An 805-nucleotide genomic window follows, 5' to 3' on the forward strand; every position below is an offset into this window, starting at 1 on the left:
GTGCGGTGCAATCACTGAAGGCTGGCGAGAGTCACAACGAAGTGTTCAGTGTGCAGGTCAGTGATGGCCTCGGTGGCGTCGCCACCCATCTGGTGACTGTCACCGTCACCGGCAGCAACGATGCGCCGGTGCTCAGCTTCGCCAGCGGCAACGATGTCGGCGCCGTGCAGGAAGACACCAGCCTCAGCGTCAGCGGCCAGTTCAGCTCGACTGACATCGATCACGCGGCCACCGCCACCTGGAGCATTGCCGGGTCAAATACCGGCACCTATGGTTCGATCGCCGTGGACGGCACCGGTAAGTGGACGTACACCCTGGCCAACGGCACCGATGGCGTTGCCAGTGCCGTGCAATCACTGAAGGTTGGCGAGAGTCATGCTGAGGTGTTCACCATGCAGGTCAGCGATGGCCTCGGTGGCGTCGCCACCCAGCAAGTGACCGTCACCGTCACCGGCAGCAACGATGCGCCCGTACTCAGTTTCGCCAACGGCAACGATGCCGGCGCGGTGCAGGAAGACACCACGCTCAGCGTCAGCGGCCAGTTCAGTTCAAGCGACATCGATCATGCCGCCACCGCGACCTGGAGCATTGCCGGGTCCAATACCGGCAGCTACGGCTCGATCGCCGTCGACAGCAGCGGTCAGTGGACTTACACCCTGGCCAACGGCACCAATGGCGTCGCCAGTGCCGTGCAGTCGTTGCAGGCCGGCGAGAGTCACAACGAAGTGTTCACCATCCAGGTCAGCGACGGCCTCGGTGGCGTCGACACCCAACAGGTGACCGTCACCGTCACCGGCAGCAACGA

The 805-nt window shown here is 63.6% G+C and carries 1 protein-coding gene; it reads left to right on the forward strand.

Annotation, left to right across the window (positions count from 1 at the left end):
- Positions 1-805 (forward strand): VCBS domain-containing protein (locus AC1DIS_RS30055; protein ID WP_477781311.1); only part of this gene is annotated, 805 nt, incomplete at both ends.

This window comes from Pseudomonas sp. 05N433 (assembly GCF_056396925.1).